This is a genomic window from Duganella sp. BJB476 (assembly GCF_003416895.1).
Classification (GTDB): domain Bacteria; phylum Pseudomonadota; class Gammaproteobacteria; order Burkholderiales; family Burkholderiaceae_D; genus Rugamonas.
This window is the reverse complement of sequence record NZ_QVIO01000004.1, coordinates 69,247-96,023: the sequence shown is the minus strand read 5'-3', so window position 1 is coordinate 96,023 and position 26,777 is coordinate 69,247. Positions and strand designations below refer to the sequence as shown.

The window sequence follows — 26,777 nt, the reverse complement described above, 5'->3', positions numbered from 1 at the left end:
TCCCATGAAGGGCGACCCAGATGTCATCAAACTGCTGAATGCTCAGCTGACCAACGAACTTACCGCCATCAACCAGTACTTCCTGCACTCGCGCATGTACCGTCACTGGGGTTTCGAAAAGATCGCGAAGAAGGAATATGAAGAATCGATCGGCGAAATGAAGCACGCCGACAAACTGATCGACCGCATCCTGATGCTGGACGGCCTGCCCAACCTGCAAGCCATGCACAAGATCATGATCGGCGAGAACACCGAAGAGATGATCGGCTGCGACCTGAAGCTGGAAAAAGGCGCGCAGGTCACCGTCAAGCAAGGCATCGCCGCCGCAGAGAAGGCCGCCGACTACGTGTCGCGCGACCTGCTGCTGATGATTTTGGAAGACACCGAAGAACACATCGACTGGCTGGAAACGCAGCTGGACCTGATCGGCAAGGTCGGCATCCAGAACTACCTGCAAAGCCAGATGAGCGAAGACTAAGCTGGACTAGCTTCCTCTGCAAGCCGCGGGTTCGCCTGCGGCTTTTTTATTTTCACCGCCAGCACGGCCAGCGCGCCGCACAGCATCAGGCCACCGGCCAGCCGGATCACGTTCTCCGGATTCCCGCCCAGCAGGCTGCGGTAATACAGCGGCAGCGTGAATATCTGGATGATCATCGGGATCACGATGAACATATTGAAGATGCCCATGTAGACGCCGGTGCGCTCCGGCGGTATGCAGCCCGCCAGCATCACATACGGATTGCCCATGATGCTGGCCCACGCCAGCCCGATGCCCACCATCGGCACGAACAGCAGCGCCGGCGTATGGATCATCGGTATCGCCAGCATGCCGACGCCGGCCAGCGCCAGGCAGACGCTGTGCGTGATCTTCGGCCCATGGCGCCGCGTGAACGGCACCAGCGCCAGCGCGCCCACGAACGCGATGAAGTTGTAGAACGCCCCCACCTGCCCTGATAACAGGCCGGCATCGCGGAAGCCCTGCGAAGCCTGGTCGGTGGTGCCGTAGATGGTGGTCGACAGCGACAGCATGATGTACTGCCAATAGCAGAACATCGCATACCACTGGAACAGCTTGACCCAGGCCAGCTGCTTCATCGTCGGCGGCATCTCGCGGATCGCGCTGGCGACGTCGCCCAAGGTGTGCCGCCAGCCGGCCGGCCGCGCGCGGATCTGCGCCAGCTCTTCGCTGCTCAATGGGTATTCGGGCGTGGTCTTCAAGGTCCACAGCACGGAGGTGATCGAGAACACCGCACCGATCAAAAAGGCGACGATGACGATGTGCGGAATATGGCTGCCGTTGACGGCGTCCTTGTTCATGCCCAGCCAGACCAGCAGCGACGGCGTCAGGTAGGCCAGCGTTTGCCCCAGGCCGGTAAAGGCGCTCTGCGTCAGGAAGCCGACCGAATGCTGCTGCGGATCGAGCTTGTCGCTGACGAAGGCGCGGTACGGCTCCATCGTCACGTTGTTGGCCGCGTCCAGTATCCACAGCAGGCTGGCCGCCATCCACAGCGTGGGGCTGAACGGCATCGCCAGCAGGCCAAGGCTGCACAGGATGGCGCCGATCAGGAAGTACGGCGTGCGCCGTCCCCAGCGCGTGACCGTGCGGTCGCTCATGGCGCCGATCAGCGGCTGCACCAGCAGGCCGGTCATCGGCCCGGCCAGCCACAGGTAAGGCAGGCTGGCCTCGTCCGCGCCCAGGTATTTGTAGATCGGGCTCATGCTGCTCTGCTGAAGACCGAAACTGAACTGGATGCCGAAGAAGCCGATGTTCATGTTCACGATCTGCCAGAACGACAGCCGCGGCTTCATGCGACGGCTCCGGGCATGACGGCGTCGCCGCGCCAGGCCGCGATCCACGGCTGGTAGAACGCGATATCGTCCGGCACCGCGCCGGAGATGCCGCAGATGGCGCCGGCAAAGGCGTTGGCGCGCGCCAGCGTGAGGCTGATCGGCCAGCCCCGCGCTTGTCCGAACAGGAACACGGCGGAGAAGGCGTCGCCCGCGCCCACAGTGTCGACGATGCGCACCGGCGCATGGCAATCCTGGTTGGCGATGACTCCACCGTCGGCGCCGAAGTACAGCGCGCCGCGCTCGCCCAGTGTGACGATCAGGCCTTGCAGCGAGAAGATGCGCATCAGCGCCTGGCAGGCGTCCACCATCTCGGCGCTGTCGATGGCCTTGGTGCCTGGCTTGGTGTGAGTGTACCAGCTGAACAAATCCTTCAGCTCATCCTCGTTGACCTTGACGATGTCCGCCAGGCGCAGCGATTCGTAAGCGCAGCGCTCCGTCACCTGGCCATCGCGCACATTCAGGTCCAGATAGCGCTGGACGTTGAACGCGCGGGATGCTTCGAGCATCGCCCTCAACGCCGTGCGCGAACGCTCGTGCCGCTGCGCCATGGTGCCGAAGTAGATCGTGTCTGGCGTGGCCTGCGCCAGAGCCGCCAGCGCCGGCCCGGTCTCCACGTAATCGTAGGCCTGGTCCGGCAGGATGATGAAGCGGTGACCGTCCGCATTGCGCTCGACCACCACGCGGCCGGTGGCCTCCTGCGGATCGATTTGCAGGCCCGCCTCGCTCATGTCGAAGCGTTCGAATTCGTTGCGCACCAGCGCACCGTTCTTGTCGGCGCCGATACGGGTGACCATCAGCGTCGCCACGCCGAACGCCGCCAGATTGCGCGCGACGTTGAACGGCGCACCGCCGACAACCTGCTCGGTGATGAAATCGTCGACCAGCGCTTCGCCGAATACGGCAATGGTTTGTTGGGTCATGCTTGTCTCCACGCCCTGCTTGGGCGATTCTATATTATTCGCGTTCCAGCCAGTGCGTTGCATACGGTTCCAGCACCAGCGTGCCGCCCGTCGCCTGCTCCGCCACACAATCGCGCCATTCGCCTTGCAGCGCATAGCTTTGCGGCTGACCGGAGAAATTCATCAGCGTCAGGAAGCGATCGCCGCGCGCCAGCGCCAGCATGCCGTCCGGCGCATCGGCCAGCAGCGCGCGGGGCGCATTGGCCGCCAGCGCATCATGCCGGCTTCGTATGCGCACCAGCTTCGCCAGCGCCTGATGCATCGTTCCCGGCACGGTGGACACATCGTAGCGATGCTTCCAGCGCTGCTGGTCGAACACCGGCCGTTGCAACCAGCGGCTGTCCATCGCATGCTGCGGGCGATCTTGATAACTGTAGTCGTTCTCCATCGCCAGCTCGTCGCCCATGTACAGCACCGGCAGCGCGCCAAAGCTCAGGGCTAGGCCGTGCAGCAGCAGCATGCGACGCAGCGCAAGCGCGCGTTCCTCGTCGGTGCGGGCAGCCTGCAAGCCGGCCAGTGACGCGGCCATGCCGTTGCTGCCATGCGCCGCGTTCGGATCGGTGCTCTGGAAGGCGGCGCCGATGGCGTAGCTGCCCTCCGCGCCGCTGAAGAAGCGCGCCACGCGTGCCAGCCGCACAGCGCCGCCGTCGCCGGCATTGCCGCTGCCGCCGCTACCGTCGGCCGAGGCCTCCGCGCGCAGCACGTTCCAGCCGATATCGTCATGGCAGCGCACGTAGCTGAGCCACGTCGCGGCGGCCGGCAGCGCTGGCGTGTTGCGGATCACTTCCCGTAGTACGCCGGTGTCCTGCTCCGCCAGTGCTACCCAGCCGGCCGCCATCAAGCTGCTGTGATAGGCGATGTGGCATTCGGGCGCTTCCGCGCTGCCCAGGTAGGCCGGCAGCTCGCGCGTCGGCACGATGGCTTCAGCCTTCAACAGCACGCCCGGCGCGACGATATCGACGATCGCCCGCAAGGCTTGCAGCAGCTGGTGCGCTTCCGGCTGGTTCATGCTGTTGGTGCCCTCGCGCTTCCACAGGAAGGCGGTCGAATCGAGGCGGAACACTTCGATACCGCGATTGGCCAGGCGCAGCAAGGCGGCGGCCATCGACGCGAACACCGCCGGGTTGGCGTAGTTCAGGTCCCACTGATACGGGTAGAACGTAGTCCACGCCCAACCATCCAGCGCCTCGATAAAACTGAAATTGCCCGGCGCGACCTGCGGGAACACCTGGCCCAGCGTGCGCTCGTAACGGTCCGGCATGTCGCGGTCTGAGAACACATGGAACATCGCCCGCGCACCGGCGTCGCCTGCCTTGGCGGCGCGCGCCCAGGCATGATCGTCGGCCACGTGGTTCAGGATGAAGTCCGAGCACAGGCTGATGCCGGCCGCGCGCAGCTGCGTGGTCAACGCATCCAGGTCGGCATTGCTGCCCAGCGCAGGGTCGACCTCGTCGAAACTGGAGACGGCGAAACCGCCGTCGTTCTCGCCCGCGCGCGGACGCAGGAACGGCAGCAGATGCAGATAGCTGATGTCCAGCTCCCGCAGATACGGGATGCGCGCCGCCACGCCGTTCAAATCGCCACCGAAGTTCTGCACGTAGGCGCAGTAGCCCAGCATGCGCTGATTGAGGAACCAATCCGGCTGCGCCACGCGCTGTGCATCAAGCGCCCGCAGCTCTGCCGGCCGTGCCGCGTACAACGCGCCCAGCGATTCCATCAACTCGCCCAGCCACGCATCGAAATCGGCACGCTCGCCATACAGGCCCGCCAGCAGCCGGCGCAGCACCGGTTCCGCTGCCGCCAGCCGCTGCGCAGCCAGCGGCCGCAGCTCATCGGAAAGGACCGCCAGCAGGCGGTCCGACATTACTTTAGAAGGCATAGGACAGAATGACTTTCGCGGCACGGCCGGAGATGGAGCGGGCGGCATGGCCGTCGCCTTCGACTTCGGTGTAGCCGATCTTGTTGAGCAGATTGTTCACGCTCAGCGACAAGGTAGCCTTCTCCGTCACGTGATAATTAACGAAGGCATTCACCACCTGGTACGCCGGCAGTACGATGGTGTGCGCGTCATCGCCCCACGACTTGCCGGTGCCGATCAAGCTGGCGCCGACGGTGGCCTGGCCGAAGGTGTAGGTCGGCGCGATCTGGTACACCACCTTGGCCTGGCGGCGCGGCGTGTTGCCGATTACCGCCACGTCGCCAGGCGCGGTGCCGGTGATCTTGGCGTCGGTGTAGGTCATGCCGCCGGTAACGCGGAAGTCGTTCAGCGCGTAGGCGCCTTCCAACTCCACACCCTTGGCGTCGTACTTGTTGGAAGTGCTGCGCTGCGTGGTCGCCTCGTAGTTGCTCTCATCGGTCTTGGCCTGGAACAGCGTCACGAAGGTGCTGACGCCACCGCTGCGCCACTTCACGCCGCCCTCGATCTGCTTGACGGTGTTGATGTTGATCGGCGCGCTGCCGTCCAGTGGAGTGCCGAACAGGATGCGGTCCGCATTGAAGGCCACGCCGTCGCTGACACGGGCAAACGCCGCCAGATTGCCGGTGATGCGGTAGTTGCCGCCGACCGAGTACGAATTGTGGTTGATTTTGTAGTCCACCAACTGCTGCGTCGCCGGATCGTAGCGCAACGCGCCGCCGCTCATGGTGGCGATGTTGGCCGTGCCGCTGGCGCGCTGGCGGTCCTGGCGCACGCTGGCGTCGAAGTTCAGCGGACCGGTTTCATAGCCCACGTTCAGGTAGGGCGACGTCAGTTTGTATTCCATGTCGACCGCGCGCGAGCAGCAGCCGCCGAAGGCCGGACCGACCAGGCCTGGCGTGGCGCTGGCGGTTTGCAGCAAGGCCGGCTTGTCGCCGCTGGCCTGCATCAGGTACTCGTTGAAGTTCCAGGTCAGCGCCAGCTTTTGCGTCGACAGGTACAGGCCGGCGGTGGTGGTCAGCTTGGAGCCGTCGGCCAGCTTGAAGGTCTTGGCCAGCTTGGTGTCGTTGAGCGTATTGCCCGCATCGTCGATCGAGGTGTTGAACACCACAGCGGAGAAAGCGCGGCCGTTGTAGGCCTTGCCCTTGTTCGGTCCCGTCGCGTACACATAGCTGCCGACCGTGCCGTTATTCCCCGCGAAGACGCCGGTGAAGCGCCCGCTGTTGCTGGCGGTGCGGAACTTGTCGCTCAGGTTCCAGCCGTCGCCCAGGTCGAACGAGCCTTCCAGGCCGACCGTATCGCTCTTCACTTTCAGGCCGTCGTTGACGTTGGTCGACACCGGCGTATTGTTCTTGCCCAGCGTGACATCGCGCATCCAGTACGGCGAGTAGAACGTCACCTTGCGCGGATCGATGCCCGGAATTTCCTGGATCTGCTGGTTCACCACCTGCACCGGCACCGGCAGCACGGTCGGCGATTTGTCGTCGACGTGTTTGAACGACAAGCGGATAAAGCCGTTGTCCAGATCATGCGTGATGTTGCCGCGAATCTGGCCGCCGTCCTCGGTGCTCATGCCGGTGTTGCGCACGCCTTCACCGGTGCGGTAGTTCCCGCCGATGAAGAAGCGCGTCTTGTCCGACAACGGCGCGCCGTAGTCGAAGTCCAGCCGCGTCTCGTCGTAGCCCAGGCCATGGCTGATGCCGATATGGCCGCCCTTTTCCTCGCCGGTCTTGGTGATGAAGTTGATGATGCCACCCGGCGCATTGGTCGCCAGCGTGGAAGCCGAACCGCCGCGCACCACTTCCAGGTGGTCCAGCGTGCCGTCGATCTTGACGAAGCTGTCCGGCGTGATGAAGTTGAAGTCGCCCGATTGCAGCACCGGCAGGCCGTCTTCCTGGATCTGCACATAGCGCGCGCCGCCGGCCGAGATTGGCACGCCGCGCACGGTGATGTTGGCGTTGCCCTCGCCGCCCGACGATTCCGAACGCACGCCCGGCACCGAGCGCAGCACTTCGGCGGCGCTCAGCGGCGCACCGTTCTTGATGGTCTCGCCTTCCAGGGTACTGATCGACACGCTCGATTTCATTTTGGTGGAACCGCCGGAGGTGCCGGTGACGACCACGCGCTCCATGTTCAGGCCATCGGCGGCGGGGGCGGCTTCCTGCGCCGAAGCGCCGCCCATGTGCAGGACAGCCGTTGCAACAGCGGCAGCGATGCCGCCCAGTTTGAATGTGCGTTGTTCCATTGTCGTCTCCAGATATTGTCGTTTTAATCTGCCGCTTAATTGAGCAGGTACGCCATTATTCATCGGATTTCGATTTAATGCAATCGATTGCATAACGCTGCAAAAATATATTTACCTGCCTTACTATGAAGCTTATGCAAACGGTTGCATAAATCAGACAGAGCTGTTGCGAACGATCAATTGGGTAGGAATTTGCAGCGAAAGCGCCGGGCGGCCGTCGACCAGCTCCAGCAGCTGAGACACCAACGCCCGGCCGGCCTCGCGGATAGGTTGCTGCACGGTGGTCAGCGGCGGATGGAAGTAGCCGGCCAGCTCGATATCGTCGTAGCCGACCACGGCGACCTGCGCCGGCACCTCGTAGCCGTGCTGGCGCAGCGTGTTAATCGAGGTCATGGCCATCAGGTCGCTGCCGGCGAACACGGCGTCGAACGGCACACCACGGCGCAGCAGTTCCCGCACCGCGTCCCTGCCGCCCTCGGGCAGGAAGGACACCGACACCTGCAAGGCCGGATCGACCCGCATGCCAGCCTTCTCCAGCGCGCGGCACATGCCTTCGTAACGCTGGCCCACTTCGGGCAGGTTGATATCGCCGAAGAACGCGATGTGCCGGCGGCCCTGCGCGATCAGGTGCGCGCCGGCCAGCTCGCCGCCGCTCACATTGTCGCCGCCGACGGTGCAGTACAGCTGCTGCGGCAATTGCGCGCCCCACACCACGATCGGCACATGGCGCGCGGCCAGCTGGTTCAGTTGTTCATGGTGGCGCCACTGGCCGATCAGAATGATGCCGATCACGCGGCCGGTGTCGAACGGCGCGGCGGCCGCGTCCAGTTCCTCGGCATCCACCCGCGAGACCAGCATGTCGAAACCCAGCTCGGTCAGCGCGTCGGCCAGGCTGCCCAGCATCGACAGGAAGAACGGGTCGGACAGGTGCTGGCGCGTGGCCGAGTCGTAGGGGATCACCACGCCAACGGTGCGGTTCTGCTTCATGCGCAGATTCTGCGCGCCGATGTTGATGGTGTACTTGAGCGAGCGGGCCAGCTCCATGATGCGCACCCGCGTCTCCTCGCTGACCAGTTTGCTGCCGGCCAGCGCGCGCGACACCGTCGAGGTCGACACGCCGGCCAGCCGCGCGATGTCGGCCATCTGCAGGCGCCGCTGCTGGGCGGAGCTGTCCCCGTCTTGCGGCGTGGTCTTGGGCATGGCTTACTGCGGCACGGTGTCTTTGAACGACTGGCGCTCGGACAGCTTGTCGTACAGGCGCGCCAGGTTGGGGTAGTCGTCGCGCCAGGCGATGTCCGGGAAGCGGAACGACAGCCAGCCCAGCGTGCAGCCGACGGCCACGTCGGCCAGCGTGTAGTGGTTGCCGGCGCAGTAAGGCTGCTCGCCAAGCTTTGCCGACAGCGACGCCAGGCCCAGCTGAACCTTGCGCATCTGGCGCGCCATCCATGCCTCGCTTTGCAGCTCGGGCGGTCGTTGCAGGCGTTCCAGGCGCACGATGATGGCGGCGTCCAGCATGCCATCGGCCAGGGCTTCCCAGCTTTTGATGTCGGCGCGCTCGCGGCCGTTGGACGGCAGCAGCTTGCACACCGGCGTCAGCGTATCGAGGTACTCGACCATGACGCGCGAATCAATCATGACCTCACCGTCTTCCATGACCAAGCTGGGCACTTTACCCAGGGGATTCAGCTTGTCGATGGTGGTATCCGCGGCCCACACATCTTCCAATTCAAACTGGTAGTCAAGCTTCTTTTCCGCCAGGACAACACGAACTTTGCGTACATAAGGACTGGCGAGGGAACCGATGAGTTTCATAGAGGCTTAGAGTGAAAGAGCAGGCCCCAGTATAACATCGGAGGGTCCAGGCCCGGCCAATGGTAAAATCTACCTTTGCGCCATTTTAACCCTGCCTCCTTCCCATCATGACCACTACTCCTTACTCCACGCTGTCGGCGCTGTCGCCGCTGGACGGCCGCTACGCCGGTAAAACCGACCTGCTGCGTCCTATCCTGTCCGAATCGGGCTTCATGCACCACCGCGTCAAAGTAGAAATCTCCTGGCTGCAAGCGTTGTCGCTGGCCGGTTTCGCTGAAATCAAGCCGTTCTCGGCCGCGGGCACCGCCCTGCTGGACAAGATCGCCAGCGACTTCAGCGAGAAAGACGCCGCCCGCATCAAGGAAATCGAAGCCGTCACCAACCACGACGTCAAAGCCGTGGAGTACTGGCTCAAGGAGCAGGTCAAGGATGTGCCGGAACTGGTGGCCGCGTCGGAGTTCATCCACTTCGCCTGCACCTCGGAAGACATCAACAACACCTCGCACGGCATGATGCTGAAAGCGGCCCGCGACAGCGTCATGCTGCCGTCGCTGACCAAGGTCATCGCCCGCCTGAAGGAAATCGCCATCGACAACGCCGACGTGCCGATGCTGTCGCGCACCCACGGCCAGACCGCCAGCCCGACCACCCTGGGCAAGGAAATGGCCAACGTCGTGGCCCGCCTGCAGCGCGCCATCAAGCGCATCGAGCAGGTCGAGATCCTCGGCAAGATGAACGGCGCGGTCGGCAACTACAACGCCCACCTGTCGGCCTACCCGTCGTTTGACTGGGCCAACTTCTCCAAGGACGTGATCGAGCAGCGCCTGGGCCTGGTGTTCAACCCGTACACCATCCAGATCGAGCCGCACGACTACATGGCCGAACTGTTCGATGCCTTCGCCCGCGTCAACACCATCCTGCTGGACCTGAACCGCGACATCTGGAGCTACGTATCGCTGGGCTACTTCAAGCAGAAGACCAAGGCCGGTGAAATCGGTTCGTCGACCATGCCGCACAAGGTCAACCCGATCGACTTCGAGAACTCGGAAGGCAACCTGGGCCTGGCCAACGCCGTGCTCAAGCACTTGTCCGAAAAACTGCCGGTCTCGCGCATGCAGCGCGACCTGACCGATTCGACCGTGCTGCGCAACATCGGCGTCGGCCTGGGCTACACGCTGCTGGCCTACGACAGCTGCCTGCGCGGCCTGAACAAGCTGGAAGTGAACCACGCCCGCCTGGCGGCCGACCTGGACGCCAACTGGGAAGTGCTGGCCGAGCCGGTGCAGACCGTGATGCGCCGCTACGGCATCGAGAACCCGTACGAGCAGCTCAAAGAGCTGACCCGCGGCAAGGGCATCTCGAAAGACGCGCTGCGCGACTTCATCACCGGCCTGGCGATTCCGCAGGAAGCCAAGGACCTGCTGCTGGCCATGACCCCGGCCAACTACATCGGTATCGCGACGGATCTGGCTAAAGCCATCTAAGCAAACCCGCTAAACTGTTTTACACTAGCCCCCGCCGACTCTTTGTCCCGGGGGCTTTTTTACGTCTGCCCAGCAAGCCTTGCATTTCTTTGGTATATTAGTCCTAACACGTACTATTTTCTGGAGCTCACGCTTATGCAACGCTACACCAAAACGGCAATGCTGCTGCACTGGCTGACCGCCCTGCTGATCATCGCCGCCTTCTTCCTCGGCCTGACCATGGTGGACATCCACGGCATCACCCCGACCAAGCTCAAATACTATTCCTGGCACAAATGGCTGGGCGTGACGGTGCTGGGCGTGGCCGCCATCCGCCTGCTGTGGCGCTCGGCCAACCGCCCGCCGCCGCCGCTGGCCAGCATTCCGGCCTGGCAGCACAAGGTGGCCGACGGCATGCACTACCTGCTGTACTTCTTCATCTTCGCGGTGCCGATTTCCGGCTACCTGTATTCGTATGCGGCCGGCGTGCCGGTGGTGTACCTGGGCCTGTTCCAGCTGCCGGCCCTCATCGAGCCGAATGCCGAACTTAAGCCGATCTTAAAAACCGTTCATTATGTTCTGACCATGACGATGGCCGCCGCCGTAGTGGCCCACGCCCTCGCCGCACTCAAGCATCACTTTGTCGACCGCGACGCCACGCTGAAACGCATGCTGCCGTAATCCCCTCACATCACCGGAGCCAAACAATGAAAACCATGAAAAAACTCGCCCTCGTTACGCTGATGGGTGTTGCCCTGGCCGCCAGCGCCGCCGCCCTGAAGACCGATCCCGCCAAGTCGACCGTGTCCGCCGTGTTCAAGCAGATGAACGTGCCGGTCGAATCCAAGTTCAAGAAATACACCGTCGCCATCGACTACGATGCGGCCAAGCCGGACGCCTCCAAGGCCACCGTCGAAGTGGAAACCGCCAGCCTGGACGTGGGCGACGCCGACATGAACAAGGAAGTGGCGAAGAAGGAATGGTTCAACTCGGCCCAGTTCCCGAAAGCGACCTTTGTATCGTCGTCGATCAAGAGCGCTGGCGCCGGCAAGCTCACCGTCACCGGCAAGCTGACCATCAAGGGCAAGACCGCCGACATCACCTTCCCGCTGACGGTCAAGGCCGACGGCGGCAAGCAAGTGTTTGAAGGCGCGCTGCCGATCAAACGCCTGGCCTACAACATCGGCGAAGGCGAGTGGAAAGACACCGGCATGGTCGCCGATGAAGTGACCATCAAGTTCCACGTCGTCGCCCAATAATTTTCACCCCGGAGACCGTTAGATGAAATTGCAAATCCTGATCGCCACCCTGCTGGCCGCCTCGGCCACGTCCGCCATCGCCGCCACCTACAACATCGACCCGACGCACACCTATCCAAGCTTCGAGGCCGACCACATGGGCCTGTCGGTCTGGCGCGGCAAGTTCGACAAGACCAGCGGCACCGTGACCTTGGACCGCGCCGCCAAGACCGGCGCGTTGGACGTCGCCATCGCGGCCGACTCGATCGACTTCGGCATGGACAAGATGAACACCCACGCCAAGACGGCCGACATGTTCAACGTCGAGAAATTCCCGACCATCACCTACAAGAGCAAATCGTTCAAGTTCGAGGGTGACAAGCTGGTCGGCGTCGAAGGCGAGCTGACCCTGCTGGGTGTGACCAAGCCGGTGGCGCTGAAGGTGGACAAGTTCAACTGCATCATGCACCCGCGCTACAAGCGTGAAGTCTGCGGCGCCAACGCCGTGGCCGAATTCAAGCGCACCGATTTCGGCCTGAACTACGGCACCCCGGCCTTCGCGCCGGAAGTCAAACTGGCGATCCAGATCGAAGCCATCAAAGCCGACTAAACAAGTTAAGTTGCATAAACGCCGGGGTCAAGTCTGACATTCGGACACGAACTCTTCTGTAGCAGCTGCTACGGCAGAGCCCGTGTCCGAATGTCAGACTTGACCCCGGTTTTTCGTTATACTCCCGTCGTTGTTCCCTTTACCACCACTTCAACAACGACAAAAATGCATAAATCTCTGATCGCGCTCGCCATCCTGAGCACCGCCGCCCAAGCCGATGAAGGCATGTGGATGCCGCAACAGCTGCCACAAGTAGCCAAGCAACTGAAAGCCGCTGGCCTGAAACTGGATCCCGCCAACCTGACCAAACTGACCGAGTTTCCGATGGGCGCCATCGTCAGCCTGGGCGGTTGCTCGGCATCGTTCGTCTCGCCGCAAGGCCTGGTCGCCACCAACCACCACTGCGTCTACGGCAGCGTGGCGCACAACTCCACGCCGGAACGCGACCTGCTGGCCAATGGCTTCCTGGCCCATAACTTCGGCGAAGAACTGCCAGCCTCCCCAGGTAGCCGCATCTTCGTGACCAAGGCCGTCACCGACGTCAGCAAGCAAGTCGTCACTGCCGACGTCGCCAAACTGAGCGGCAAGAAGCGCAGCGACGCGATCGAGAAGAACCAGAAATCCATCCAGGCCGAGTGCGAAAAAGACGAAGGCCACCGCTGCACAGTGTCGTCCTACTACGGCGGCCTGGAGTACTACCTGATCAAGCAACTGGAAATCCGCGACGTGCGCCTGGTGCACGCGCCACCGGCCGGCGTCGGCAAGTTCGGCGGCGATACCGACAACTGGATGTGGCCACGCCACACCGGCGACTACGGCTTCTACCGCGCCTACGTCAGCAAGGACGGCAAGGCCGCCGACTTCAGCAAGGACAACGTCCCCTACATTCCGCAGCACTACCTGAAGCTGGCCAAGGAAGGCGTCAAGGAAGGCGACTTCATCATGGTTCTGGGCTACCCGGGCCGCACCAACCGCCACCGCCTGCCGTCGGAAGTGGCGTACACCTTCGACTGGAGCTACCCAAGCTTCGTCAAGACCTCGGCGGAAAACCTGGCGATCATCGCCGACACCACCAAGGACAACAAGGACACCGCGCTGAAATATGCATCGCAAGTGGCCAGCATCAACAACTACTACAAGAACCGCCAGGGCATGCTGGACTCCTACGCCGGCAGCGACATGCTCCAGCGCAAAACCGCCGAGCACGAAGCGCTGAAGACCTGGATCAACGCCAACCCAAGCCGCAAGGCCGAATACGCCGGCGACATCGAACTGGTGGAAAAGCTGATCGCCCAGCGCGACGCCGAAACCAAGCGCGACTACTTCCTGTCCTCGTCCAAGCCACGCCTGCTGAACACCGCGCGCACCTTGTACCGCCTGGCCAACGAAAACACCAAGCCTGACGCCGAGCGCAAGTCCGGCTTCCAGGTGCGCGACGTGCCACGCATCAAATCGTCGGTGGCCGCCCTGGTGCGCAACTACGATGAAAAAGTCGACAAGGCACTGGTGATCAACAGCCTGTCGAAATACGCGGCCCAGCCGGCAACCCAGCGCAACGCCGACTTCGACGCCGTGCTTGGCATCAAGGACGGCATGAGCAAGGCCGACCTGCAAGCCGTGCTGGACACGATATACGCCGGCAGCAAGCTGGGTGACGCCGCCGAGCGCACCAGCTGGATCGGCAAGACGCCGGAAGAATTCAAGGCCAGCAACGACGCCTTCATCAAGGCAGCCGTGGCCATGTACGAGCCGGACATGAAGGAAGAAGCGCAAGACGAAGAACTAGGCGGCAAGCTGCAACAAGCCTATGCCAACTACATGAAGGCCAAGATCGCCTTCATGCACAGCAAAGGCCAGGCGGTCTACCCTGACGCCAACAGCACCCTGCGCGTGACCTTCGGCCAGATCGCCGGCCGCGACCACGGCGCCGACGGCACCACCTGGAAGGCCTTCACCACCGTCGAAGGCGTGGCCGCCAAAGCCACCGGCGAAGGCGAGTTCAACGCACCGAAAGCCCAGCTGGCCGCGATCAAGGCCAAGGACTTCGGCAAGTACCTCGATCCGAAACTGAAATCGGTGCCGGTCGCCTACCTGGCCACGCTGGACATCACCGGCGGCAACTCCGGTTCGGCCGCGCTGAACGCCAAGGGCGAATGGATCGGCCTGGCCTTCGACGGCACGCTCGACTCCATCATCTCGGACTGGGACTTCAACAAGGCCAACACCCGCGACATCCAGGTCGACCTGCGCTACATCCTGTGGAACATGAAACACGTCGACCACGCCGACAACCTGCTGAAGGAAATGAAGGCCGAATAAGCCTTCCGCGCTTCACCAAGGAAACCACGCCCCGGCAACGCGGCGTGGTTTTTTTCATGGATCGGTTACATTAAGGTTTCCCACAACCGTGTTCAGGAGATGTCATGGCCGCGAAAAAAGTCGCCGTAGTGATCGGCAGTCTGCGCAAGGATTCGCTCAACCGCAAGTTCGCCCACGAGCTGATCGCGCTGGCGCCGCAGTCGTTGCAACTGGAGATCGTCGAGATCGGCGAACTGCCGCTGTACAACCAGGACCTGGAGGAAAACGGTGCCACCGCGCCGCAAGCCTGGACCCAGTTCCGCCAGCGCATGCAGGCGGCGCAAGCCGTGCTGTTCGTCACGCCGGAATACAACCGCTCGGTGCCGGCGCCGCTGAAGAACGCCATCGACGTCGGCTCGCGCCCTTACGGCAGCAGCATCTGGAGCGGCAAGCCGGCTGCCATCGTCAGCGTGTCGCCGGGCGCGACGGGCGGCTTCGGCTCCAACCACCACCTGCGCCAATCGATGGTGTTCCTCGACATGCCGCTGTTGCAGCAGCCGGAAGCCTACATCGGCGGCGCCGCCAAGCTGCTGGACGACAACGGCAAGTTGAACAACGACAGCACCAGGGAATTCCTGCAAAAATTCATGACCACCTTCGCCGCCTGGGTGGACACCAACGTCAAGCAGTGATCAACGCGTGATCAGCGTTTAAGCGCCTTGAAGGCGTGGCCGGCCTCGGTTAGCACGGCCGGCTTGGCTGCGACAGCGGTCGGCCGCGCCGCGCGTTGCAGCGCCAGCAGCAGCGGCGCGTGATGGTCCGGCAGCAGCGCCAGGTCGGCGCCCGGCAGGCGTTGCGCCAGCGCGCCAGCCTCGTCCTCCGCCAGGTGTTCGCAACTGACATACAGCCGGTAAGAGACCCAGCTATTACCCACCTCCAGCATGAATCCCGCCACGTTCGCCGTGCCGGGCTGGCCGGGCAGCGCCGTGACCCGCAGCCGTGTCTTGCCCTTGCGCAGATGCAGCGTATCCCAGGTCTGCATCGGATAAAACTGCGGTGCGTCGGCCGGCAACTGCGTCGATGCGGACACCGGCGCGGCGGACTCCGGCGCCGCCACGATCACCGGCAACTTGCCCAGCGTCGCCAACGGCGCCACCCCGCCATAGCGGCCGCTGCCGGCGGGAGTGACCAGCAGCAGGTCGGCCGCCGGCCACTGCCGCACCGCTTCCGCGCTGTAGGCATCCGCATCGGCGCCCGCCGTCAATATGCTCAGCCCCTGGAAATGGATCAGCGCCAGCCCCTTGCCGGCCAGCTGCACCCTGCCCGCCGCAGTGGGCGGCAACGGCGCAGCAGCACTTTCCAGCTCGATCACATAACGCGGCCCGATCTGCGCCAGCCCCACCCTGCAGCCCAGCGCCAGCAACGCCATCACGATCACCGCGCGCAATCCGTACCTGTTGCCCATCGCTCTCTCCCGGCCATGTCCGTGTTCTCCAGTAGAGCACCACCGCCGTAAAGTTTTCTTGAAGCAACGCAAAACCTGCGCCCGGCTAGGCCCGAGCCGCTCAAAAATCGGGCACGAATGATACAATTCCGCCCTCGGCAGCGTGTCGCAGTGCTTATCCAGCGCGACGCGCCCTCCCCTCAACTCCCTCTGAGATCCAGACTGCCATGCACCCAGAAATGCCTACGCCTTACGAAAAAGGCAATCAAAACCAGACCACCTTGTGGAGCGAATGCATCGCCTTCTACCAGGAGCTGGCGCAACGCTTCCCGCAAGTACTGCGTTTTGAACAGATCGGCACGTCCGACGGCGGCATCCCGGTGCATGCGGGCGTAGTCAGCGCGGACGGCGTGTTCGACCGCACGCAAATCAAGGCCGAAGGCCGCACCGTCTTCTTCAACAACAACGGCATCCACCCCGGTGAACCCGAAGGCGTGGACGCCTGCATGGCCATCGTGCGCGACCTGTGCTTCGATCCGGCCCGCCTCGCCACGCTGGGCAAGACCGTGCTGCTGTTCGTTCCGCTGTACAACGTCGACGGTGCGCTGAACCGCGCCAACACCTCGCGCGTCAACCAGGACGGTCCGGAGCAGTTCGGCTTCCGCGGCAACAGCCGCCACCTGGACCTGAACCGCGACTTCATCAAGTGCGACACGCTCAACGCGCAGCTGTTCAACCAGCTCGTCACCAGCTGGGACCCGGACGTGATGGTGGACACCCACACCTCCAACGGCGCCGACTATCCGTACACGATGACGCTGATCCACACCCAGGCGGACAAACTGGGCTACGGCCTCGGCCCCTTCCTGCGCGAGACCATGCTGCCGCACATCTACGCGCAGATGGAAGCGAAAGGCTGGCCGACCTGCCCTTACGTCAATCCGGTGCAGGACACCCCGGACGATGGCATCGCCGAATTCCTGGAAGTGCCGCGCTTCTCGACCGGCTTCGCAGCGCTGCACCACGTAATCGGCTTCATGCCGGAGACGCATATGCTCAAGCCCTTCAAGGACCGCTACGATTCGATGCGCGCGCTGCTGGACGTGACGATGGCCTTCACCGTCACGCACGGCGAGCAAATTCAAAAGCTGCGCGCCGACGCGCGCGAGCAAGCCGCCAGCGCCAAAGAGTGGACCGTCAGCTGGAAAATGGACGAAGCGAATCCATCGACCTTCCGCTTCAAAGGCTACGCCGCCAAGCGCAGCCCCAGCCTGCTGGGCAACTACACCCGCCTGTCCTACGACCGCAGCCAGCCGTGGGAAAAGGACATCGCCTACTACAACAGCTTCGTGCCGTCGGCCACCGTGCGTGCGCCGAAAGGCTATGTGATCCCGCAAGCATGGCGCGAAGTCATCGAGCGCCTGCAATGGAACGGCGTGGAAATGGCGCGCTTCGACGAAGCCTCCACCATCGAGGCGCAGTACTACCACATCGCCTCCGTCACCTCGCGCCCGAACGCCTACGAAGGCCATATGTACCACGACGTGGTGGAAGTGGAGGCGCGCACCGGCAGCTTCACCGTGCAGCCGGGCGACTACTTCATCCCGCTCAAGCAGGCCAACGCCCGCTACGCCGTCGAAACGCTGGAACCGCAAGGCCACGACTCCTTCTTCCGCTGGGGTTTCTTCAACAGCGTGCTGGAGAAAAAAGAAGCATTCTCCGACTACGTGTTCGAAGACCTGGCGATGGAAATGCTGGAGACCGAGCCTGAACTGAAAGCGAAATTCGAACAGTGGAAGGCCGCCAATCCGGCGCTGCTGTCGCAGCAGGACAAGGTACTGGGCTTCATCTTCGAACACGGCAAACGCCACGCAGAGCCGGAATGGCGCCGTTACCCGGTGCTGTCCGTCCTCTAAGTCCCCGCAAGCATCAACTAGCGTTACCCCATGCGCGCGGCGGCGATCCTGCGGCGCGCATGCAAGCTGCCCACAAGGCCATAGCCATGCATTACGCACTCAACCTGCGCACCTTTTTCTACAGCCATTACTTTTACCTGGGCCTGCGCTTTGCTGCGGGCCTGGTCGGCGTCACACTGATTACGCTGCAATTCGCCGGCATGGCCACCGCCATGACGGTCTGCGTCGGCGCGCTCTGCACCGCGCTGATGGACATGCCCAGCCCCCTGCGCCACAAGTTCAACGAGATGAGCGCCTCGGTGCTGCTGTGCAGCGCCGTCACGCTGTTGATCAGCTTATGCGCGCCGGTGCACTGGCTGCTGATGACGATGCTGGTGGCGGTCAGCTTCCTGGCCTGCATGATGGTCGTCTACGGCAAAAAGTCGATGCCGCTGCAACTGGCCACGCTGTTCATCATGACCATGTCGATGGAACACGACATGACGGCGCGCGAGTCCTTCATCCACACCGGCCTGTTCACGCTGGGCGCCGTGGCCTACCTGGCCTACGCGATGGGCATCTCGTGGATGCTGCGCCACCGCATCAAGCAGCAGGTGCTGGCCGAGGCGCTGTTCGAGCTGGCCGCCTACATCGACATCAAGGCCGACTTCTACGACACCCGCTACAACCTCACCGAACAATTCAACAAGCTGGTACGCCATCAAAGCCTGCTGGCCGACCGCCAGCAAGCCTCGCGCGACCTGATACTTCGCAGCCACCAGAACAGCAAGGACGCCATCGTCGTGCAGACCCACGTCTGCATGCTGGACCTGTATGAGCTGATCCTGTCGACCCACACCGACTACGCGCAACTGCGCGTGCACCTGGCCGATTCGCCGGTGCTGAAAACGCTGCACGACCTGGCCTACAAGGCGGCGCGCGATATCGAATCGGTGGCCTACGACGTCACCCGCAAGAAGGCTTCCTATCCGGAGATCAGCTACGAGCCGGAACTGGCCGCCATCGAGGCGGAGCTGGTGGCCTTGCAGCAGCGCGTGGACGAAGGCAAGCCGGCGCAGGAAGCACTGGCCGTGCTGCGCGCGCAGCGCAACAAGGTCCGCGCCATCATCAAGATGATCGGTGAGCTGCACCAGGCCAGCCAGAAGGTCTACGACACCACACCATTCTGGGTCGACGCCGACATGGGCCCCTTCCTGTCGCAGCAGAAGTACGAGCTGCGCATGATCCTGTCGCACCTGCGCTTCGATTCGCCGATCTTCCGCTTCTCGCTGCGGGTGGCGATGGCGATCTCGGTTGGCCTGGCGGTGGCCTCGTGGCTGCCGTATGCGGCGCACAGCTACTGGATCGTGCTGACCATCGTCATCATCCTCAAGCCCAGCTTCAGCATGACCAAGCAGCGCCGCAGCGACCGCATCGTCGGCACCATCATCGGCTGCGTGATCACGGCGCTGATCATCAAGTACCTGAACTATCCGGCGGCGATACTGGGTTTCCTGATCCTGTCGACGGTGGCCACGCCGACCTTCATCTATGTGCGCTATCGCTACGCCGCGATCGCGGTCAGCATCATGATCCTGCTGCAGATGCACCTGATCGCGCCGGGCAACCACGACCTGATCGTCGAGCGCCTGATCGACACCTTCATCGGCGCGGCGGTGGCGACGGCGTTCAGCTTCGTGCTGGCCAGCTGGGAATATCAAACCCTGCCACGCCTGATCCGCGAAGTGCTGGACGTGAACCTGCGCTACATGCAGGCCAGCTTCGATCTGCTGCAAGGCAAAGGCAAGGACGATTTCGCCTACCGCATCGAACGCAAGCGCCTGATGGACAGCCTGGCCGCGCTCAGCTCCGCGCTGGTGCGCATGCTCGACGAGCCGGCCCGCAAGCAGCGCGCGGTGGAGGACATCAACCTGTTCATCGTGCAGAACTACCTGCTGGTGGCGCACGTGGCGGCACTGCGCGCCATCTTGCGTCGCCACGTGAATGAGCTGCCGACCGCCCCCGTCAACGCCATGCTGCGCGAGAGCCACGAGCAGGTCGTGCGCACGCTGGCGCAGGCGCTGGCGCCGCAATCCGCTGCCGCCGCCGCTGCGCGGCCGGCCTCCACGACCGCGATCGCGATCGCGTCAGCAAACGCGCCTGCCATTGCGCCCGCCACTACGCCTGTCACTGCACCGGCCACCGCGTCAGCTACCGACCCAGCGTCCGCCGTGGACGGCGCTAGCGTGCCGGGGTCAGGCTGGCCGCTGGTGCAGCGTCGCATCCGCCTGCTGCAAGCGGACGCCGTCAAGATCATCGTCCACAGCGAAGCCATCGTCCGCGACGTCGCCTGATCTGCGCCCCGGCCTGCGCCGCCGGCGCAGGCCTGCTAAGATGGCAACATGACCGCCGCCAACGCCCCAGCTTCATTCAGCACCCGTGACCTGATCTCAGCTCTGTTCGTCGTCCTGATCTGGGGCACCAACTTCGTCGCGATGAAAGTCGGCCTGCGCGACCTGACGCCGTTCCAGATGGGCGCCGCCCGCTACATCTTCGCCGTGCTGCCGCTGATCCTGTTCGTGCGCCCGCCCAAGCTGCCGTTGAAATGGATCGTGGCCTATGGCCTGTGCCAGGGCGTCGGCCAATTCGGCTTGCTGTTCCTGTCGCTGAAGGTCGGCATGTCGGCCTCGCTGGCTTCCGTGATCCTGCAAACGCAGGTGTTCTTCACCGCCTTCTTCGGTTTCGCGCTGCTGCACGAACGCGCCAGCCGCGCGCTGCAAGCGGGCCTGCTGCTGGCCGCCGTGGGCCTGGTCTGCTTCGGCATGAACTATGTGCAGCCCGGCCACGCGGGCGCCACCACCGCCGGCGGCTTTGTCCTCTGCCTGGCCGCCGCCGCGATGTGGGCGGCGTCGAATATCGTCGTGCGCCGCGCGCAGCAGGCCACGCCGCAATTCGATGTGGTGGGTTTCATGGTCTGGTGCAGCCTGGTGCCGATCTTGCCGTTCATCGGCCTGTCGCTGGCCTTCGACGATCCGGCCACGCGCTGGAGCTGGACCAGCGCCCCGCTGTCCACCTGGATCTCGGCCGCCTACCTGGGCTGGATGGCGACCATCCTCGGCTACGCCATGTGGACCCGCTTATTGAAACGCCACCCGGTCAACCGCGTGGCGCCGTTCAGCCTCGGCGTGCCGGTGGTCGGCATCAGCGCCGGCATGCTTGTGCTGGGCGACGTCATCACCGGCTGGCAATGGGCCGGCATCGCGCTGATCGTCGCCTCGCTGATCTGCACCATGTTCGGCGGCCGATGGCTCGGCCAACGTGGCTAGTTAAGCGAAGCAGACGCGGTTGCGGCCCGTCTGCTTGGCGCGGTACAGCAGCGCATCGGCCTTTTGCAGCATCGCCTCGGCGGTGCCTGCGGCCAGGTCGGCATATACGCCCATGCTCATGGTGACCTTCAGATCCGGGTGCACCTCATGCCACGGGAAGCCCTCGATCATGTTGCGCAGCTTGTCGCACAAGGCCGCCGCCTGCGGCAGCTCGGTCTCCGGGAAGGCGATCACGAATTCCTCGCCGCCGTAACGCGCCACCAGGTCGCTCAATCGCATATGGCTGCGCAGGATCTCGCCCACCTGCCGCAGCACCGCGTCGCCGGTGGCGTGCGAAAACTGGTCGTTGATACGCTTGAAGAAATCGATATCCCCTATCACCACGCTCAATGGCCGCTTGTGGCGCACTGCATGGCTGAACAGCGTGGTCGCCTGCTCGTCGAAATGGCGGCGGTTGTGCAGCTTGGTCAGGGCGTCGCGCACGCTCAGTTCGCGCATCTGCTCGGCCTGCGCCAGGATGGTCTGGTGCGACTCCTTCAGCTCCTCGTGCGAGCGCGCCAATTGCTCGCTCATGTCGTTGAAGGCACTGGCCAGCGCGGCCACTTCGTCCTTGCCCTCCACCGGCACCCGTTGCAGCAGCGAGCCGCTATGCATGGCGCGCACGGCGCTGGTCAGGTGACTGAGCTTGCGGCTCAGGCCTCGGCTCAGCAGAACGCCCAGCACCAGCGCCAAAGCCGCCGCGCCGGTCACGCCGGCCAGCAGCGCTTCGCGCATCGCATCGATATATTGCTGCTCCTGTTTGCTGGGCGTGAACACCCCCTCCGGCGAAACATAGGCAACCACGCGGTCCCCCACCTTGACCGCATGCGCATCCTTGCGGGCCGATTCGGGCAGCACTTCGCCGGGCCGGTACGCGCCGGCCCCCAGCAGCACGCGGAACTGCTCGTCCGCCACGATGAAGTGAAACGGCGGCTCGCCGTTGGCGCGCGGCGGTGGCGGACGTCCGCCGCCTGGCCGCTGCGGCTCCTCGCCCGGCGGCGGCTCCGGACGCTCTTCACCATCCTGCTCGGGTGGCGGCGGAGGACGGTTGCGCTGCGCATCCTGACGGCTGTGCATAAAGCTGTCGAAAGGCTCGGCGGCGGTGGCGGCTTGCCAGCTGCCGTACTTTTGCAGGTAGCTGCTCATCCCCTCGTAAAAATGGTTGGCGGCACTCTGGCGGCGGATGATGTCGACCTTCTTGGTCATGCCCACGTAGGCCAGGCCGCCCACCATCGCCACCGCCGCCAGCCCGGTCAGTAGCAAAGCAAGCATGAATTTCGTGCGCAGGGACATCAGAGCTCCGTCAAATTATTGCCAGTTGGACAGTAATCATACCTGATGGCGGTCGGCTCGTAAAAAATCCAGAGCGAAAAAAGTTACTGCTCAGAACGCTTCCGTCATAGGGGAAATTGGCAGTTATATGGTTTTCTTATGGCGAGTATCATAAATCAAAATTTTATTTATTACTGAAAGACGCGCATACTGCACTGCAACAAACGAACATTTAAGGAGCTTCTGATGAGCGCAACGAACAACCTGATTTACATCGACCTGACCACGACTCGCTATGCAAGCAATGTTGCCGCCGCAGCCCGCCAGCTGTTAGCCGCACTGTTCGCCGTCAAGCCACGTCCAGCCGTCGTGGCGGATGAGGATGTTTCGCAACGCCAGATGGAAGCCTCCGCGTCCTGGCTGAACCGCCTGGCCAATGACTGCGAACGTCATTCCCCTAACCTGTCTGCCGAACTGCGCTACATGGCGTCGCGCGGCTAATCGAACCGAATTCAAATTACTGGAGATCACCATGCTGACCATCATCGAAAACCTGCCTGCCGCCATCGCCCTGTCCGGCCTCGTATTGCGTCTCTACCTGGGCGCCAAGCCAGGCAAAGAAGAAGCATAAGCAAGCCGACGTAAAAAAGCCCCGGTCACGCGCAAGCGGCCGGGGCTTTTTTACGTCCAAGCGTTTTACTTGGCGTGATTCAGTCGCGAATTGCGCATGCCGTACAGGAAGTACGTCAGGATCGCCGCGCTCATCCAGATGATGAAGATGGTGTAGGTCGTCATCGACAGGCCGAACATCAGGTACAGGCAAGCCATGATGCTCAAGCCCGGCACCACGTACGGGCCGAACGGCACGCGGAAGCCCTTGGTGCCCTTGCCGTTTTCCTTCTTGCGCATCACCGGCACCGCCAGCGATACCACGATGAAGGCCGTCAGCGTGCCCATGCTGACCATATCCCACAGGAAGGTCGCATCGACGAACCCGGCCACCAGGCCGACCACCACGCAGACGATCAGCGTGTTGTGCACCGGCGAAGCGGTGCGCGGGTTGACCTTGCGGAACGATGGCGAGATCAGGCCGTCCTTCGAGATCGCGTACAGGATGCGGGTCTGGCCGTAGATCGTCACCAGCGTCACGCTGAACACCGAAATCACGGCGCCCGCCGCCAGCACCAGCGCCGGCCAGGTCTTGCCCGTCACGTTTTGCAGGATCACGGCCAAGCCTGCTTCCTGTCCGGCGAACTTGTAGGCAGGTTGCGCGCCCATGGCGGCCACGGCCACCAGCAGGTAGAACAGGGTCACGATGCCCAGCGCCGCCAGGATACCGATCGGCACGTTGCGTTTAGGATCGCGCACTTCCTCGCCGGCGGTGGCCACGGTGTCCAGTCCGATGAAGGAGAAGAACACCGTCGCCGCCGCGGCCGTCACGCCGGTCATGCCGGTGATGTGCACGCCGTTGTCCGGGCTGAAGAATGGATGGAAATTGTTTATATCAAAGCCGGCGAAGGCGATCACCACGAAGAACACCAGGATCGCCAGCTTGATCATCACCATGATGGCGTTGGTGGTGGCCGATTCCTTGGTGCCGCGTATCAGCAGCAGGCAGCACAGGCAGACCAGCATCACGGGCGGCAAGTTGATATGCCCGGCGTGGAACTCGATGCCCTTGGGCCCGGAGACGATCATCGGCGAGCGCAGCACTTCGGGGATATGCCAGCCGAAGGCGTTGTTCAGGAAGTTGTTCAGGTAATCGGACCAGCCGATCGCCGTCGCGCTGGCCGCCAATCCATATTCGAGCAGCAGGCAGGCCGCCATGATGAAGGCCAGGAACTCGCCGACCGTGGCGTAGGCAAACGAATACGACGAGCCGGACGCCGGAATGCGGAACGACAGTTCGGCGTAGCACAGCGCGGTCAGGCCGGCGGTGATGGCGGCGAACAGGAAGGACAGGATCACGGAGGGTCCGGCTTTCGGCACGGCCTCCACCATTGTGAAGAAGATACCGGTGCCGATCGTGGCGCCGACACCAATCATTGTCAGGGGAAACAAGCCTATGGAGCGGTGCAGGCCGTTGCTATTGGTATGAGCAGTTTCTACTGTGTTATCGACCGGCTTGGTACGGGTCAGTTTCTGGACCAGCGTTTGGTTCACAGGCAATCCTTGTGGGAGATATGTACGGGCAAAAAAACTAAGCGATTATAGGGCCTTCCGGCCTGTCGCATTACAGTAATTTTGTGTTAGAAAAACAACTCAGACCCCAAGCGGGGCAAGGGCTCCGTTACAGTTGCTTACTTTTGATACAGCGGGATGTATAGATTGGAAATTGTTGTCAAGCTACTCTAGGCTCAAGTGTTACATCAAGCCAAGAAGGAGCCCATCATGCCAATTCAAAAGATCCCTACCGTATCCCGGCGTTTCCATCCTGCCGTCGCGGGCGCCGCCGTTGTTTTTCTGGGTCTGGCGGGCACGCTGACGGCCTGGCTGATGCGCGGCTAACTAAGCGAACGGCCCGAGATAATCGCGCTTACCGACCGGGACACCCTGGTTGCGCAGGATGTCGTGGGCGGTGACGATGTGGAAGTAGAAGTTCGGCAACGCGAACGTCAGCAGGTAATCGTCCCCCTGGAACTCCGGCTGGAACGAACCAAAATTAAGTTTGATCGCGCGCGCCTCGCTGCCCGCGAAATCGCTTTCTGCGACGCTCTCCAGGTAAGTGATGGTATCTACGATCCGTTGCTGTAATTGCGCGAACGAGGTTTCGTTGTCTTCAAACTTGGGCGCGGGCACGCCGCTCAAGCGCTCCACCGACAATTTCGACGTATCGCTGGCGCGCTGCACTTGCGCCGACAGCGGCAACATATCGTCCGCCAGCCGCGCGGAAATCATCGCATCCGGCACCGAGCCATGCTGTTCAACATGGGCCTCGGCCTTCGCCAGCAAATCCGACAACACCTTCAAGCCACGCACAAACACGGGCACCGAAACCTGATGCATCGATAACGACATCGCGAACTCCAGAGATGAGATAGAGAACTGCGAGTGTAGCGCAATCGGTGCCAATAAAGAGTCACCTGATGCGTGTCATGCCTGGCACCTTGGAGCTTTTTCTGTCGAAAGTCATCGTGCCGGTACAGCCGGCGTGCATCGCTACGCCTGAAATCAAGCAATCAACAAAATCTGCACTGGAGCTATTGCACAACTGAAGCGCGTGCAGAAAGACCGCCAGATTCTCCAACTTAAACGCAGGCATGCTTCCCAGCTTCGCGAGCACAGTGATTACCTGGTCTTTGCGAAGCTGAAATACATATTGAAGAACCCAGACCAGTTCCGCAACAACGATAAAGCTGACAAAACCCTGTTCGTCTGCTGAAAACGAATCCACCAGTGCTGTTGCTCGCTTTGATTGGAGTTCGTCATCGCGCATGAAAAACCGGACGAGAACATTTGTGTCAACGCCTACCATTTCCGGGCCATCATCGCGCGTTTTATGCCTAGCTCAATCATTTCCTCGACGGAGCAATCGACGTCGGGGCGAGGCAAGATTCCCTTCAGGGCACTAGGCGACAAATTAGTCGCGACGAGGCTGACGTGGCCTTCCATGATGGGAACAAACTCTACACGACCACCATTTTCCAGCCCAAGCGCCACACGTATCGATTCCGGAATAATCACGCTTCCATCTGGGGAAACATATGCAGTAGCCATGATCTGTCCCTCCAACTAACAGGACTTTAACTCTAGGCTACTGCGGATAAAAATCAAGTCGGACTTCGCTTGGCTTGCGCAACAACAAACTGCCCCGCTGCCATGAGGCTGGCAATCAGGCTAACTGGTCGACGTTGTTGCCGATCTTGCTGGCGTCGGTGGTTTTGTCGGGATGGGCGATGCTGTAGACAAGTTGCTCCTGTGCGGAGACCGTGCCGTCCTTGTTGGTGTCGGCTGCTTCGTAGGTCTTGGTCGAGCTGCTTGCGCTGCTCACGCCACCTGCGCCGCCGCTACCGCCGCCACCCGCGCCGCGCGCACCGCCGGCATGCTGGCCGCCTTGCGCGCCACCCGCTTCACCGCTGGGACGCGGTGGCGCAAAGGTGCCACTCTTGATCGCGGTTTCCAGATCGGATTGGGTGATCGAGCCGTTCTTCTGCGTATCGATCGCGTCGAACTGCTTGGTGGCGTCGTCTGCCGACACGCCCTTCTTTTCCAGGCCAGATACGAATTCGTCTTTATTGACTTTGCCGTCCTTGTCGGTATCCAGGTCGGTGAATACCTTGGCCGCAAAGCGCGCCGCCCCCTTCGCAGGATCGAAGGAGGTGGCTTGGGTGCTGGCGCTTGAAACGCCGCTGATTGCTGTCGTCATGATGATTACTCCGTTGTTAGGACACTGTTGTTCCTATTAACGAA

At 62.6% G+C, this 26,777-nt stretch carries 24 protein-coding genes; 11 read left to right on the top strand and 13 right to left on the bottom strand.

Going from position 1 to position 26,777, the window contains the following annotated elements; genetic code table 11:
* Positions 1 to 4 precede the first annotated feature (4 nt).
* Positions 5 to 478 carry a bacterioferritin gene (gene bfr / locus D0T21_RS16935; protein ID WP_116991960.1) on the top strand — a complete coding sequence of 158 codons (474 nt, stop codon included), beginning with the start codon at positions 5 to 7 and terminating at the stop codon, positions 476 to 478.
* Here the strand turns inward: bfr and D0T21_RS16930 are convergent.
* The 6 genes from D0T21_RS16930 to D0T21_RS16905 all read right to left on the bottom strand — a co-directional run bounded on the left by D0T21_RS16930 (position 475) and on the right by D0T21_RS16905 (position 8,782).
* Positions 475 to 1,809, bottom strand: a complete 1,335-nt coding sequence (locus D0T21_RS16930; protein ID WP_116991959.1) for an MFS transporter — start codon at positions 1,807 to 1,809, stop codon at positions 475 to 477. The two genes, bfr and D0T21_RS16930, sit on opposite strands and share 4 nt — an antisense overlap.
* Entirely contained in the window at positions 1,806 to 2,771 is a 966-nt protein-coding gene (locus D0T21_RS16925; protein WP_116991958.1) for a PfkB family carbohydrate kinase, read from the bottom strand. Before D0T21_RS16925 ends, D0T21_RS16930 begins: the two co-directional genes overlap by 4 nt.
* Positions 2,772 to 2,805: 34 nt before the next feature.
* Entirely contained in the window at positions 2,806 to 4,689 is a 1,884-nt protein-coding gene (locus tag D0T21_RS16920; protein ID WP_116991957.1) for an alpha-amylase family glycosyl hydrolase, read from the bottom strand.
* Complete coding sequence (locus D0T21_RS16915; RefSeq protein ID WP_116991956.1) at positions 4,679 to 6,970, bottom strand: TonB-dependent siderophore receptor; 2,292 nt, start codon at positions 6,968 to 6,970, stop codon at positions 4,679 to 4,681. Before D0T21_RS16915 ends, D0T21_RS16920 begins: the two co-directional genes overlap by 11 nt.
* Positions 6,971 to 7,123: 153 nt before the next feature.
* Positions 7,124 to 8,170, bottom strand: coding sequence for a LacI family DNA-binding transcriptional regulator (locus tag D0T21_RS16910; RefSeq protein ID WP_116991955.1), 1,047 nt, complete (start codon positions 8,168 to 8,170; stop codon positions 7,124 to 7,126).
* Between the two features lie 3 nt (positions 8,171 to 8,173).
* A complete protein-coding gene (locus D0T21_RS16905; protein WP_116991954.1) occupies positions 8,174 to 8,782 on the bottom strand; it encodes a glutathione S-transferase N-terminal domain-containing protein in 609 nt (202 codons plus the stop codon).
* Between the two features lie 107 nt (positions 8,783 to 8,889).
* On the opposite strand from D0T21_RS16905, the gene purB reads away from it, so the two are divergent.
* The 6 genes from purB (at position 8,890) to D0T21_RS16875 (ending at position 15,083) form a co-directional block, all read left to right on the top strand.
* A complete protein-coding gene (purB, locus tag D0T21_RS16900; protein ID WP_070272303.1) occupies positions 8,890 to 10,266 on the top strand; it encodes an adenylosuccinate lyase in 1,377 nt (458 codons plus the stop codon).
* Between the two features lie 135 nt (positions 10,267 to 10,401).
* Complete coding sequence (locus D0T21_RS16895) at positions 10,402 to 10,926, top strand: cytochrome b (RefSeq protein ID WP_116991953.1); 525 nt, start codon at positions 10,402 to 10,404, stop codon at positions 10,924 to 10,926.
* 26 nt (positions 10,927 to 10,952) lie between these two features.
* Entirely contained in the window at positions 10,953 to 11,504 is a 552-nt protein-coding gene (locus D0T21_RS16890) for a YceI family protein (protein WP_116991952.1), read from the top strand.
* 22 nt (positions 11,505 to 11,526) lie between these two features.
* Complete coding sequence (locus D0T21_RS16885; RefSeq protein ID WP_116991951.1) at positions 11,527 to 12,093, top strand: YceI family protein; 567 nt, start codon at positions 11,527 to 11,529, stop codon at positions 12,091 to 12,093.
* Between the two features lie 165 nt (positions 12,094 to 12,258).
* A complete protein-coding gene (locus tag D0T21_RS16880; RefSeq protein WP_116991950.1) occupies positions 12,259 to 14,412 on the top strand; it encodes a S46 family peptidase in 2,154 nt (717 codons plus the stop codon).
* A gap of 104 nt (positions 14,413 to 14,516) precedes the next feature.
* Positions 14,517 to 15,083: an NADPH-dependent FMN reductase gene (locus D0T21_RS16875; RefSeq protein ID WP_116991949.1), complete on the top strand. Its 567-nt coding sequence runs from the start codon at positions 14,517 to 14,519 to the stop codon at positions 15,081 to 15,083.
* Positions 15,084 to 15,094: 11 nt separating this feature from the next.
* On the opposite strand, the gene D0T21_RS16870 is transcribed toward D0T21_RS16875, so the two are convergent.
* The gene (locus D0T21_RS16870; RefSeq protein WP_116991948.1) at positions 15,095 to 15,856 is read right to left on the bottom strand and encodes a hypothetical protein; all 762 of its coding nucleotides are present in this window, start codon (positions 15,854 to 15,856) and stop codon (positions 15,095 to 15,097) included.
* Positions 15,857 to 16,062: 206 nt separating this feature from the next.
* Between D0T21_RS16870 and D0T21_RS16865 the strand changes: the two genes are divergently transcribed.
* The 3 genes from D0T21_RS16865 to D0T21_RS16855 all read left to right on the top strand — a co-directional run bounded on the left by D0T21_RS16865 (position 16,063) and on the right by D0T21_RS16855 (position 21,056).
* Entirely contained in the window at positions 16,063 to 17,751 is a 1,689-nt protein-coding gene (locus D0T21_RS16865; protein ID WP_116991947.1) for a M14 family zinc carboxypeptidase, read from the top strand.
* Between the two features lie 86 nt (positions 17,752 to 17,837).
* Positions 17,838 to 20,084 carry an FUSC family membrane protein gene (locus D0T21_RS16860; protein WP_116992199.1) on the top strand — a complete coding sequence of 749 codons (2,247 nt, stop codon included), beginning with the start codon at positions 17,838 to 17,840 and terminating at the stop codon, positions 20,082 to 20,084.
* Positions 20,085 to 20,132: 48 nt separating this feature from the next.
* Positions 20,133 to 21,056 (top strand): EamA family transporter, encoded by a 924-nt coding sequence (locus D0T21_RS16855; protein ID WP_116991946.1) that lies wholly within the window; start codon positions 20,133 to 20,135, stop codon positions 21,054 to 21,056.
* Here the strand turns inward: D0T21_RS16855 and D0T21_RS16850 are convergent, their stop codons facing one another.
* The gene (locus tag D0T21_RS16850; protein WP_116991945.1) at positions 21,057 to 22,388 is read right to left on the bottom strand and encodes a diguanylate cyclase; all 1,332 of its coding nucleotides are present in this window, start codon (positions 22,386 to 22,388) and stop codon (positions 21,057 to 21,059) included. It abuts the gene before it with no gap.
* A gap of 225 nt (positions 22,389 to 22,613) precedes the next feature.
* Between D0T21_RS16850 and D0T21_RS16845 the strand changes: the two genes are divergently transcribed.
* Complete coding sequence (locus D0T21_RS16845; protein WP_116991944.1) at positions 22,614 to 22,868, top strand: hypothetical protein; 255 nt, start codon at positions 22,614 to 22,616, stop codon at positions 22,866 to 22,868.
* A gap of 195 nt (positions 22,869 to 23,063) precedes the next feature.
* Here the strand turns inward: D0T21_RS16845 and D0T21_RS16840 are convergent, their stop codons facing one another.
* From D0T21_RS16840 to D0T21_RS16825, 5 genes are all read right to left on the bottom strand, one after another.
* The gene (locus D0T21_RS16840) at positions 23,064 to 24,530 is read right to left on the bottom strand and encodes an APC family permease (protein ID WP_116991943.1); all 1,467 of its coding nucleotides are present in this window, start codon (positions 24,528 to 24,530) and stop codon (positions 23,064 to 23,066) included.
* A 345-nt stretch (positions 24,531 to 24,875) separates the two neighbouring features.
* On the bottom strand, positions 24,876 to 25,385 hold the full coding sequence (locus D0T21_RS16835; RefSeq protein ID WP_116991942.1) for a DUF1993 family protein: 510 nt from the start codon (positions 25,383 to 25,385) through the stop codon (positions 24,876 to 24,878).
* A gap of 61 nt (positions 25,386 to 25,446) precedes the next feature.
* Positions 25,447 to 25,842 (bottom strand): PIN domain-containing protein, encoded by a 396-nt coding sequence (locus D0T21_RS16830; RefSeq protein ID WP_116991941.1) that lies wholly within the window; start codon positions 25,840 to 25,842, stop codon positions 25,447 to 25,449.
* The gene (locus tag D0T21_RS31740; protein ID WP_147328124.1) at positions 25,836 to 26,084 is read right to left on the bottom strand and encodes an AbrB/MazE/SpoVT family DNA-binding domain-containing protein; all 249 of its coding nucleotides are present in this window, start codon (positions 26,082 to 26,084) and stop codon (positions 25,836 to 25,838) included. Before D0T21_RS31740 ends, D0T21_RS16830 begins: the two co-directional genes overlap by 7 nt.
* A 115-nt stretch (positions 26,085 to 26,199) precedes the next feature.
* Positions 26,200 to 26,733, bottom strand: a complete 534-nt coding sequence (locus D0T21_RS16825; RefSeq protein WP_116991940.1) for an EF-hand domain-containing protein — start codon at positions 26,731 to 26,733, stop codon at positions 26,200 to 26,202.
* Positions 26,734 to 26,777: the final 44 nt, after the last annotated feature.

Coding starts and splice junctions, on each gene's coding strand:
- bfr (WP_116991960.1), top strand. CDS start 5: ATGAAGGGCGACCCAGATGTCATCAAACTGCTGAATGCTCAGCTGACC.
- D0T21_RS16930 (WP_116991959.1), bottom strand. CDS start 1,809: ATGAAGCCGCGGCTGTCGTTCTGGCAGATCGTGAACATGAACATCGGC.
- D0T21_RS16925 (WP_116991958.1), bottom strand. CDS start 2,771: ATGACCCAACAAACCATTGCCGTATTCGGCGAAGCGCTGGTCGACGAT.
- D0T21_RS16920 (WP_116991957.1), bottom strand. CDS start 4,689: ATGCCTTCTAAAGTAATGTCGGACCGCCTGCTGGCGGTCCTTTCCGAT.
- D0T21_RS16915 (WP_116991956.1), bottom strand. CDS start 6,970: ATGGAACAACGCACATTCAAACTGGGCGGCATCGCTGCCGCTGTTGCA.
- D0T21_RS16910 (WP_116991955.1), bottom strand. CDS start 8,170: ATGCCCAAGACCACGCCGCAAGACGGGGACAGCTCCGCCCAGCAGCGG.
- D0T21_RS16905 (WP_116991954.1), bottom strand. CDS start 8,782: ATGAAACTCATCGGTTCCCTCGCCAGTCCTTATGTACGCAAAGTTCGT.
- purB (WP_070272303.1), top strand. CDS start 8,890: ATGACCACTACTCCTTACTCCACGCTGTCGGCGCTGTCGCCGCTGGAC.
- D0T21_RS16895 (WP_116991953.1), top strand. CDS start 10,402: ATGCAACGCTACACCAAAACGGCAATGCTGCTGCACTGGCTGACCGCC.
- D0T21_RS16890 (WP_116991952.1), top strand. CDS start 10,953: ATGAAAACCATGAAAAAACTCGCCCTCGTTACGCTGATGGGTGTTGCC.
- D0T21_RS16885 (WP_116991951.1), top strand. CDS start 11,527: ATGAAATTGCAAATCCTGATCGCCACCCTGCTGGCCGCCTCGGCCACG.
- D0T21_RS16880 (WP_116991950.1), top strand. CDS start 12,259: ATGCATAAATCTCTGATCGCGCTCGCCATCCTGAGCACCGCCGCCCAA.
- D0T21_RS16875 (WP_116991949.1), top strand. CDS start 14,517: ATGGCCGCGAAAAAAGTCGCCGTAGTGATCGGCAGTCTGCGCAAGGAT.
- D0T21_RS16870 (WP_116991948.1), bottom strand. CDS start 15,856: ATGGGCAACAGGTACGGATTGCGCGCGGTGATCGTGATGGCGTTGCTG.
- D0T21_RS16865 (WP_116991947.1), top strand. CDS start 16,063: ATGCACCCAGAAATGCCTACGCCTTACGAAAAAGGCAATCAAAACCAG.
- D0T21_RS16860 (WP_116992199.1), top strand. CDS start 17,838: ATGCATTACGCACTCAACCTGCGCACCTTTTTCTACAGCCATTACTTT.
- D0T21_RS16855 (WP_116991946.1), top strand. CDS start 20,133: ATGACCGCCGCCAACGCCCCAGCTTCATTCAGCACCCGTGACCTGATC.
- D0T21_RS16850 (WP_116991945.1), bottom strand. CDS start 22,388: ATGTCCCTGCGCACGAAATTCATGCTTGCTTTGCTACTGACCGGGCTG.
- D0T21_RS16845 (WP_116991944.1), top strand. CDS start 22,614: ATGAGCGCAACGAACAACCTGATTTACATCGACCTGACCACGACTCGC.
- D0T21_RS16835 (WP_116991942.1), bottom strand. CDS start 25,385: ATGTCGTTATCGATGCATCAGGTTTCGGTGCCCGTGTTTGTGCGTGGC.
- D0T21_RS16830 (WP_116991941.1), bottom strand. CDS start 25,842: ATGGTAGGCGTTGACACAAATGTTCTCGTCCGGTTTTTCATGCGCGAT.
- D0T21_RS31740 (WP_147328124.1), bottom strand. CDS start 26,084: ATGGCTACTGCATATGTTTCCCCAGATGGAAGCGTGATTATTCCGGAA.
- D0T21_RS16825 (WP_116991940.1), bottom strand. CDS start 26,733: ATGACGACAGCAATCAGCGGCGTTTCAAGCGCCAGCACCCAAGCCACC.